Source organism: Mesorhizobium sp. M0037, from assembly GCF_040323635.1.
Taxonomy (GTDB): domain Bacteria; phylum Pseudomonadota; class Alphaproteobacteria; order Rhizobiales; family Rhizobiaceae; genus Mesorhizobium.
Genome location: NZ_JAMYVB010000034.1, coordinates 19,457 through 28,816, shown reverse-complemented (window position 1 = coordinate 28,816; position 9,360 = coordinate 19,457). Strand labels below are relative to the sequence as shown.

Genomic DNA, 9,360 nt, shown 5'->3' with positions numbered 1-9,360 from the left:
CCCGTGGCTCCGGTCGCACCTATTGCTCCAGTCGAACCTGTTGCACCCGTGGCGCCGGCTGCTCCAGTCGCACCTGTGGCACCGGTCGCGCCGGTTTCACCCGTCGAACCGGTTGCTCCGGTCGCGCCGGTTTCACCCGTCGAACCGGTTGCTCCGGTCGCGCCGGTTTCACCCGTCGAACCGGTTGCACCCGTGGCGCCGGTCTCACCTGTCGAACCGGTTGCACCCGTCGCGCCGGTCTCACCCGTCGAACCGGTTGCTCCGGTCGCGCCGGTCTCACCCGTCGAACCGGTTGCTCCGGTCGCGCCGGTCTCACCTGTCGAACCGGTTGCTCCGGTCGCGCCGGTCTCACCCGTCGAACCGGTTGCACCCGTGGCGCCGGTTTCACCCGTCGAACCTGTTGCTCCGGTCGCGCCGGTCTCACCAGTCGAACCTGTTGCTCCGGTCGCGCCGGTCTCACCCGTCGAACCGGTTGCACCCGTGGCTCCGGTCGCACCTATTGCTCCAGTCGAACCTGTTGCACCCGTGGCGCCGGCTGCTCCAGTCGCACCTGTGGCACCGGCTGCTCCGGTCGAGCCTGTGGCACCGGCTGCTCCGGTTGAACCAGTGGCGCCGGCTGCTCCGGTCGAACCGGTGGCGCCGGCTGCTCCAGTCGCACCTGTGGCGCCGGCTGCTCCGGTTGAACCTGTGGCGCCGGCCGCTCCGGTCGAGCCTGTGGCGCCAGTCGGGCCGGTATTACTGGTGGAGGAGGCAGCGGTTAGCTGGAAAACGCCATCGCCAGCAGTGGTGTCCGCGCCGCTGATCACCCCTGCAGTAGTAAAGGTTCCCGCCGAAATTTGAGTCCAAGTGTTGGCGGGGCCGTCCGACTGCACAAACGCGGTAATCGTATACGTTCCAGCCGCGGGAACATCGACTAGAATTGCGACCGAAGTAAAGGGCGCCACTCCGTTTGACGGCAGCGAAAAACTATCAACAATAACGCCAGTCGAAGTTGTGATATAATACTGAACAGGTTTCTGGGTGCTGGTGGTAGTATCGAGCGACCCCGTAAGCGTCACCTCGAGGCTCAGCACGCCGGCATAACTTGCCACCCCGGCGTCGGTCAGCGGTGGCGCCACTCGCGCGCCAGCCGATACGGCTAAGTCCCACCGCCCGCCGAGCGCCTCGGCGCCCACCAGAGCTGCCGCAGCCGATACGTCGGCGCCGGCCGCTTCGGAGAGCGCCTCGACGAACGCCTCGCCAGCCGCGCCTCGGCCGGTCTCGCAGCTCCACAGCCGCAAGTCGCCGTCCTCGGCCAACGCCCGGCCGATCGCCGCCAGGTCGCCGGCGTCGCGCGCAAGTGTCTCAGCCGACCATTCGCCGGCCGCGAAACCGACGCGACCAGGCGCGCCGTGGGCGATGATGTGCACCGCGGCAAGGCCTCGTCGGCCAACCAGCGCCGCCGCCATCTGCGCGGCCCCCGGCCGCTTGGCATCGAGCAGCACCGGCCGCACGCCGGGCCGCAGCCCGGCCAGAAGGGTCGGCACGTCGCTGACGGCAGGATCGATGAAAACGATTTCGGTGGCATGATCGCCCCGCGGGTATTCGGCCGAAGCCTCCCGTGTTGATGCGGAAAGGCGCGCGGCGAGCGGGCTATAAAGGGAAACTGGGTTGTTCAGCATGGCCTTACCCTCTCGATCCAACGGCGCCGGATGGAGGCGCGGGTACATCCACCGTGAAGCCAGCCGAGGTGAACTTGCCGGTTTCGTCGAAGACACCGACGTCGAGGCCCGTCGATTCGCTGGGCACCCTGACGGTGATCCGGAAGGGCTTGTTCGCCATGCTCGGAAGATTGACGTTGCCGACGATCGCACCGTGGTCCCTGTCGACCACGAAGTAGGTCGTCGAACCGCCCGTCGAGCCGCTTGGGATCAAGCCGGATACCGTGATCTCGATCGCGGCCAGCACTGCTGTGAAGCTCATCATACCCTCCGTGGTCAGCGGCGGCCGCGCTGCGGCGTCCCCCGTCCGTACATTCAGTTTCCAGTCGCCGCCGAGTGCCCGCGACCCAACAAGTTCGTTCGCCGCCGCGACCGGCGTTCCCGCCGCGCGCGACAGCGCATCGATAAAATCCGTTCCGGCGGTACCGGCGCCGGCGTTGCAACTCCACAGAAGCAGTTCGCCGAAACCGCCCAGCGCCTGGCCGATCACGGCGAGGTCGAGTGCATCGTCGTCCAGCGTCCGCGCCGACCACTCACCCGCCGCGAAGTTCACAAGCCCAGGCGCGCCGTGGGCGATGACGTGCACGGCGTCGAGGCTGCGGCCTTCGAGCGCCAGCGCCATCTGGCGCGCGGCCGGGCGCTCGGCGTCGAGCAGTATCACCTCGACCTGCGGTCTCAGGTTTCGCAGGATCGTGCCGAGATCGGATACCGAGGGATCGACGAAGACGAGTTCGCAGGCCATGGCGAAATCCTGTCGATGCCGATTGGGTTCAAGCTGAAAGCCGGCGGCGCCGGGCGTGGCCGGGTCGATCGCGCGGGCAGGGCGCGAGGCGCTGATGGCGTCGTGGTTTTCAGGGAGGTCGGAGCAGGGGCGGCCCAGCGGCCGGCCGCCGGCCGCGGCAGCCCATGGCCGCTTTAGGGGTTCATCGACGTCGGAACTCGTTCCGCGCCGGCCCGCCCGCAATATCACTCGACCCACCACACACCCCCAACACCGGTCGCGCCGACGGATCGGCGTCAAACACGCAAGGAACTCCGGTATGGGAAACCTGTCCGTCTTCGCCGACGGCAAACGTGCATGCGGGTTTCTCGGCACGATCCCAGGAACGCGCCTTGTTCATCGTCCGCAATGTGGCTTTACGACCCCAGACCTCAGCCCCAAAAATTTTCGCGGCACCCCCGGCCAACAGACCGTAAGACCCGCAGTCACCCCCTCGCATGACGAATATTAGTAGATGCGAAAATTAGCAGATTGTAAACTACAAAGTAGGAAAACTGGTAAATGGCCAGGAATAGACCAGCAGAGCCTGGTCAATATCGAAGGGCCAAAACCGCGCAAATTCTCTTGAGAACCGCAGGCTTGGCGCTCCATCCAGTTCCCGCCAGTCGGCAAGCAGTCGTGATGGCCGGCACCAAAAGAAATGATCGGAAATGCGCGGCCCCGCTTTTCAGCGAAGCCCGCGCGCCACGTTTTTCACTTGGGACCAGCTTCGGTCCGTGATCCATTCGATATTGCTGTTCAGCGGATACTGCCGTCTAACGGTGTCGTCGTCGTAAACCGCGTGTCCGCTTCCTGGAGATATATTAGTGGTGCAAAAATTAGGGTTTTTGAAATATGAATTGACCCGATACGTGGCGAGGGACAAGGCGGCAGGCATTGCTCGACGGCAACTGTAAAAATTCTCCGAGAATGGCAGGCCTATCGCTTCCGCTTCAATTCTCGCCATCGCGCCGATGCAATCGAGGTCAACTGTCGCGGTTCTTCGCGGGGTGGCTACGTATTGACCACGCAGTGGGTGTCTCGCCCTTGACGCCATCTGGTATAGGCAGTGAAGTGCGCATGCGGAATTGGCCGACACGTTTTGGCAGCACCCGGATAAGAAAAATGATCGGGACCGCGGGGGGAGTGCATGAACAATGCGAGCCTTGGTGCGGCGCACCAGACTGATCCTGGAGTGCGAAGAATGGCACTGTCCGGGCGTGACGGACCGTTAGTATGACGACCATCGGCCTGTGCATGATCGTCAAGAACGAGGCGAAGGTCATCCTGCAATGCCTCGCCAGCGCGCTTCCCATCGTTGACTATGTGCTCGTCGTCGACACGGGTTCCGAGGACGGTACGCAGGACCTCGTCCGCGCCTTCCTGGCCACGCACAATGTCAAAGGCGCAGTTATCGACGAGCCCTGGCGGGACTTCGCATACAACCGGACCTTCGCCCTTGACCGGTTGCGTGAGGTTGAGACTGTCGACTACGCCATGATCATGGATGCGGATGATCTCATCGTCTGGGACCCTGATTTCGATCAGCTGGCGTTCAAGTCGCAAATGGAACCCGACATATATGACGTCGAAATAACCGGGGGCGGTATTTCATACTATCGCCCACTAATATGCCGAAACCGGCTGCCATTCTCCTTCAAGGGTGTGTTGCACGAATACCTCGAGACGCCCCCCGGCAATATTGCGCGAGAGACGGCCAAGGGCTTTCGTGTTTTGTCGAGGCGTGGCGGAGCGCGCAGCCAGAATCCACTAAAGTATCAGGACGACGCGGCCGTTCTTGAAAATGCGCTTGCAACGGAGACCGATCCCTTCCTTGTTTCGCGGTACACCTTCTATTTGGCGCAGAGCTACAGGGACTCCGGTGAACGTGAAAAATCACTGGCGAACTATCTGAAGCGCGCCGAGCTGGGCTTTTGGGACGAAGAGGTCTATGTGAGCCTGCTCGAGGCGGGCAACCTCATGGCAGCGCTGGGACGGCCGTTCGACAAGGTCGTTGCCGTCTTTGAGCGTGCCGCGCAGGTCGTTCCGGCCCGCGCCGAGGCTCTTCATGCCGCGAGCCTCTATTGCCGCAACCAGAGCCGGTATGCGGAAGGAACGGAATTCGCGCGTCGAGGGCTCGCCCTTGCTCAACCCGCCGGACTTTTCATTCAGCCCTGGGTCTATGATTACGGACTGCTCGACGAGTTTGCTGTCAATGCCTACTGGACAGGCGCTTACCGGGAATCGCTTGACGCCTGTCTAAAATTGCTTGCCAGCGACAAATTGCCGGCGGAAATGGCAAAACGCGTGGTGGCCAACGCGCGCTTTGCCGCCGACAAGCTTCCGGTCGATGAGCCCCCGAAACTTGAGGCATTCGAGACCGAGGCGCCGGCTCTGGCGGCGACAGGCTCTTGGGTCCCGGAACGCCCCGCGGCGGGCACCGAACTCATGGTTGAGGGTTTGAGAGAGCGGCTAGGGGAAGAACTCGATCGGATCAATCTCCAAGTGAACCACCCGGGATATGATAAAGCCGATGTCAGGCCCCGCGTCGTTTGGATGCATCACAATGTCGACCAACGCTGGGTTCAGTGGTGCCATGACAGGGAACTCGTCGATTCTGTTCGTTGCTTCGTCTTCGTGTCGTACTGGCAAAGAGAACAATACCTGACCGCCTTCGGGCTACCCCCGGATCGCTGTGTAGTGCTTCGACACGCGTTGGATTTGAGCACGGATCCGAAACGCTGGGAAACGAGAACGACCTGGCGCTGCGCATATACAAGCACGCCGTTTCGTGGGCTTTCCGTGCTTCTTGATGCGTGGCAGCGCCTCAGTCCTGTCAACGCTGAACTCCATGTCTGGTCATCCATGAAACTGTATCTGGAGGACGACAGTCCCTATCAACACCTCTACGACAGGGCGCAGTCCATGCCGGGAGTGACCTATCACGGCCTTGCGCCCAATTCTGAACTCCGCAATGCGCTGCGGACCATGCATTTCCTGGCCTATCCCTGCACTTTTGCTGAAACCGCCTGCCTCGCCGTCATAGAAGCAATGGCGGCGGGCTGCCGGATTATCGTTCCCTCCTTAGGTGCGTTGCCCGAAACCACTGCCGGCTACGCACGGGTTTATCCTTTCAATCCCAACGCAGAGGAACATGCCGTAACGTTTTCCGAGAACCTGGCTGACGAGTTGGAAACGCCGTGGGGAGGCCAGCCGGGATTGTCGCTGAGCCAACAGGCGCACTGTGCTGTGGTGTACGATTGGCCGCGGCGCTTGCGCGAATGGCGACAGTTGATCCAGTGGCTCACTCGCTAGGAGATGGTGATGCGTATCGCTCAAGTATCGCCGCTTTTTGAGGCTGTACCACCCAAACTGTACGGCGGCATCGAACGTGTCGTTCATTGGTTGACCGAGGAACTGGTCGCCATGGGTCATGAGGTCGTCTTGTTTGCAAGCGGCGACTCGACCACCTCTGCGAGCCTGGCACCGATCTGTGAGCAAGCTCTGCGGCTCGATCAATCTCTCGAAGACTGGCCTGCCGTCTACAAACGCATGATTGACCTCGTATACAGCCGCAGATATGAGTTCGATGTCCTGCACTTCCACATTGAGCATTTCCCGCTTTCATTGTTCAGTCGCCAAGAAGTGCCGTTTGTGACAACCTTGCATGGTCGCCTCTATCTGAACGAGCTGATCGAGCGCATGGAGCTTTCGGTCGAGAGCCTGAGCACGCTTGAAACCGCTCCCTTGGTTTCGCTCTCCGATAGCCAACGCCGACCCATTCCGAATTTGAACTGGGCTCGGACGGTGGCGAACGGCATGCCGGCCAATCTCCTGACGCCAAGGCCAGTTAAGCCGGATTACGCTGCATTTCTCGGCCGCATGTCACCTGAAAAGGGAGTTGAACGGGCCATCCACATCGCATGCAAAGCAGGGTTGAAATTAAAGATCGCCGCCAAGGTCGATAACAAGGACAAGGATTATTATGACACGGTCATAAAACCGCTCGTCCGTGACAATCCCAACATCGAGGTTATCGGCGAGATCGATGACCTGCAAAAACCGGGCTATCTCTCTGGCGCTCACGCCGTGCTGTTTCCAATCGAGTGGAACGAGCCATTTGGCTTGGTCATGATCGAATCGATGGCTTGCGGCACGCCGGTCATCGCGTTCGATCACGGGGCCGTCCCCGAGGTCATTGACGATGGCATTACCGGCTTCATCGTCAGGGACGTCGACTCTGCCGCCGCCGCGGTGGATAGGCTCCAGACATTGGATCGCGCTGTCATACGCGCCACTTTCGAGCGACGCTTTACCTCGAGGCGCATGGCCCAGGACTATCTCAAGGTTTATGAGACCCTCACGCAACGGACGTTTTGGCTGGGCAAGTACGGCGGTCCTGTCACCGCAGCGGTGGCAGGACAATGACCATGAAGCGCCTCTGCCTCAATATGCTCGTAAAGAATCAGAAGGAAGCCCTTGCGCACTGTCTGAGCGCCGTCGCGCCATATATCGCATGCTGGGTGATCGGCGACGCCGGTTCGACGGACGGGACACAAGAATTCGTACGATCGTTCTTCGCGGATCGCGACATCCCCGGTGAATTACATCAATTGGATTGCGACAGTTTCTCTCGAGCGCGCCAGGAGGCATTTGATCGCGCTCGTGCGTCTGAATTGAAATACGACTATGTTCTGCTCATGGAAGCGGACATGGAATTTGGAGGCTCTGCCCCCCCGGACAATCCGACGACCTTTGCATACAAAGTCGTGCCCCGTGCCGGAGCAACTTACTTGAACAACAGGTTGCTACGCCGCTCTTCCATTGACCAATGGCAGCAGGATATCTTCGTGAGCCTCCTGAACGCCGCCAGGCTGAAGGAGGCTCTCAGCTATTCCAAGGATCAGATTTTAGCGGCCTACACCGAGGCAGCCGAGGTGTGTCCGACACGAGCGGAGGCCCTTCACGGTGCGGCCAGGTTCTGCCGCAACAACGGTATCCATCAACAGGGGTACGAGTTCGCGGCAATAGGCTTGCGGATCATCCCCCCGACCGACACGCCCGCGTCGGAGAACTGGATCTATGACTACGGGCTTCTCGACGAACTTGCAGTAAACGCCTACTGGGCCGGAAGATACAGAGAATCTGCCGACGCCTGCGATCGACTATTGGCCGAAGAACAGATACCGGAAAATCAGCGCGATCGCGTGCAAAAGAACAAGGCAGTCGCCGAAGTAAAGGATCAAGAGAGCCGGAACGCATCCATAAATCATGACGAGATGTACAGGCGATTTCTGAACGATCTTGACATAAGTCTCGTCGACCAGAAATCGACTATGGGATTTTGGCAGCAAACATGTGAAGCAATAAAGAAAGACGCAATCACGGGCAGCAGGTTCGATTTTTTGCGCTGGCCTAGCTTGGGAGTCTTTAGCGTCCCCGAATCGTCTGTTGGTCCGACATGCTATAGCGAACTTCGAGCCAGCACAGACTGGGAAAGCAAATGGTTCAATTTAACGCGGGATTGCATGGTTGGTACGCCAAGGAATTTTTCAAGAGACTTTGGTACAAGCCCGATCCTGATCCAACACGCGTATCATCTCTATCGGTACGAGGCCGCAACCGGCAGGTCCCTTATCGATTGCGATGTGATTTTTGAAATAGGTGGCGGGTATGGATCATTTTGCCGCCTCTTGCGCAATCACGGATTTAGAGGAAAGCATATAATCTATGATCTTCCACATGTGCAGTCGGTCCAGAGACTGTTTCTGAGTATGTGTGGGGCTAAAGAGCTAAGCGCTTCAGATACAATCCGGAATTCTGCCGAGCATGGGTTTTGCTTGGTTTCGGATCCCGGCTTGGACGAGGCGTTTCAATTACTTAAATCGGCAAATTTGCGAGTCGCTTTTGTCGCTACCTGGTCATTGAGTGAGATGCCCATTTCTGCGCGTGAACGGATATTCCCCCGCCTTCACGAAGTCTGCGATCGATACTTAATCGCCTTCCAACATGAATTCATAAACTTGACTGATACGAGACATAATATCCCGAACGCGGAATATTTTGATACTCTCCGCTCGGAGCGGCCCGAGCTAGAATGGCACATTCAGGATATAAACCCAGAATTTTATCTAAAGCGACACCAATATCTCTTTGCGTAGGTTCCGACAGTCGAACAAATTTCGATGGAAACCCAACGTCAGAAAAACTCAATGCGACGGCGAGGAATCCTCGCTTCCTCGTGACCGCAACGTCCACGTCGGAAACTTTTCGCCTCAGCAGTGTGTTTGGGGGCATTCACTGGACCGCGCGCCGTTATGCCTAAGCTCGCCACCCCAGCCTTCGGCAAGAATGATCCTGGTTCACGAGAAATACAAGCAGTTGCTAATACGTTGATATTTCCCCTGGGTTGGGGCAACGATGCGAAATCGACGCCGGTCAGTTGTTTGGATAGCGATTGCCCTTGTCCTGGCGGCGTTGGCGATCACGGCGGCGATCATTGGCTTTCAGAATGTACGGCGCGCGTCACCGATCATGGTCTCGGCTGTCTCGTCCTTTAATAGTGGCGGGCTCGTCCCTGGCCCCACGGCTAAGGCGCCCTCGAAAAACCTTGGTGCTGTTGCTGCCGGTCGGGATATCTGGCTCGAAGTCTCATGGAAATTTTTCGGGGAGTTGCGGACGCTGGATACCGTCACTGTCGGCGACCTTCCGGCAAGGCGCCTGGTGCGCAGTCATGATGTGCCCTCAAGCGCCAATTCCGAGATCTGGTTCATATCAGCCGGCAGCGGCGACATATTGTGCCTTCCATGAGGAACTCGAGGAGCGCCGACACCAGCCACTCGGCGCTGTCCCTGTCCAGGGTCCCGCGAGACTCGGCCGGGCTCGCATCACCTCGCCGCC

General features: G+C 59.5%; 5 protein-coding genes. 3 read left to right on the top strand and 2 right to left on the bottom strand.

Going from position 1 to position 9,360, the window contains the following annotated elements:
• Together NKJ78_RS30030 and NKJ78_RS30025 are read right to left on the bottom strand one after the other, a co-directional pair.
• On the bottom strand, positions 1 to 1,661 hold a 1,661-nt coding region (locus NKJ78_RS30030; protein ID WP_352562775.1), incomplete at its 3' end, for a DUF4347 domain-containing protein.
• A 4-nt stretch (positions 1,662 to 1,665) separates the two neighbouring features.
• A complete protein-coding gene (locus NKJ78_RS30025; RefSeq protein WP_352461161.1) occupies positions 1,666 to 2,442 on the bottom strand; it encodes a DUF4347 domain-containing protein in 777 nt (258 codons plus the stop codon).
• 1,254 nt (positions 2,443 to 3,696) lie between these two features.
• Here NKJ78_RS30025 and NKJ78_RS30020 point away from each other — a divergent pair.
• Genes NKJ78_RS30020 through NKJ78_RS30010 form a run of 3 tightly spaced genes read left to right on the top strand, consistent with a single transcriptional unit; the run spans position 3,697 to position 8,621 of the window.
• The gene (locus tag NKJ78_RS30020; RefSeq protein ID WP_352562774.1) at positions 3,697 to 5,775 is read left to right on the top strand and encodes a glycosyltransferase; all 2,079 of its coding nucleotides are present in this window, start codon (positions 3,697 to 3,699) and stop codon (positions 5,773 to 5,775) included.
• A gap of 9 nt (positions 5,776 to 5,784) precedes the next feature.
• A complete protein-coding gene (locus NKJ78_RS30015; RefSeq protein WP_352461159.1) occupies positions 5,785 to 6,888 on the top strand; it encodes a glycosyltransferase family 4 protein in 1,104 nt (367 codons plus the stop codon).
• A gap of 2 nt (positions 6,889 to 6,890) precedes the next feature.
• Positions 6,891 to 8,621, top strand: coding sequence for a bifunctional glycosyltransferase/class I SAM-dependent methyltransferase (locus NKJ78_RS30010; protein WP_352562773.1), 1,731 nt, complete (start codon positions 6,891 to 6,893; stop codon positions 8,619 to 8,621).
• Positions 8,622 to 9,360: the final 739 nt, after the last annotated feature.

What these genes read in the sequence shown, in the direction of transcription:
- NKJ78_RS30025 (WP_352461161.1), bottom strand. Translation starts at nt 2,442, where the DNA reads ATGGCCTGCGAACTCGTCTTCGTCGATCCCTCGGTATCCGATCTCGGC.
- NKJ78_RS30020 (WP_352562774.1), top strand. Translation starts at nt 3,697, where the DNA reads ATGACGACCATCGGCCTGTGCATGATCGTCAAGAACGAGGCGAAGGTC.
- NKJ78_RS30015 (WP_352461159.1), top strand. Translation starts at nt 5,785, where the DNA reads ATGCGTATCGCTCAAGTATCGCCGCTTTTTGAGGCTGTACCACCCAAA.
- NKJ78_RS30010 (WP_352562773.1), top strand. Translation starts at nt 6,891, where the DNA reads ATGAAGCGCCTCTGCCTCAATATGCTCGTAAAGAATCAGAAGGAAGCC.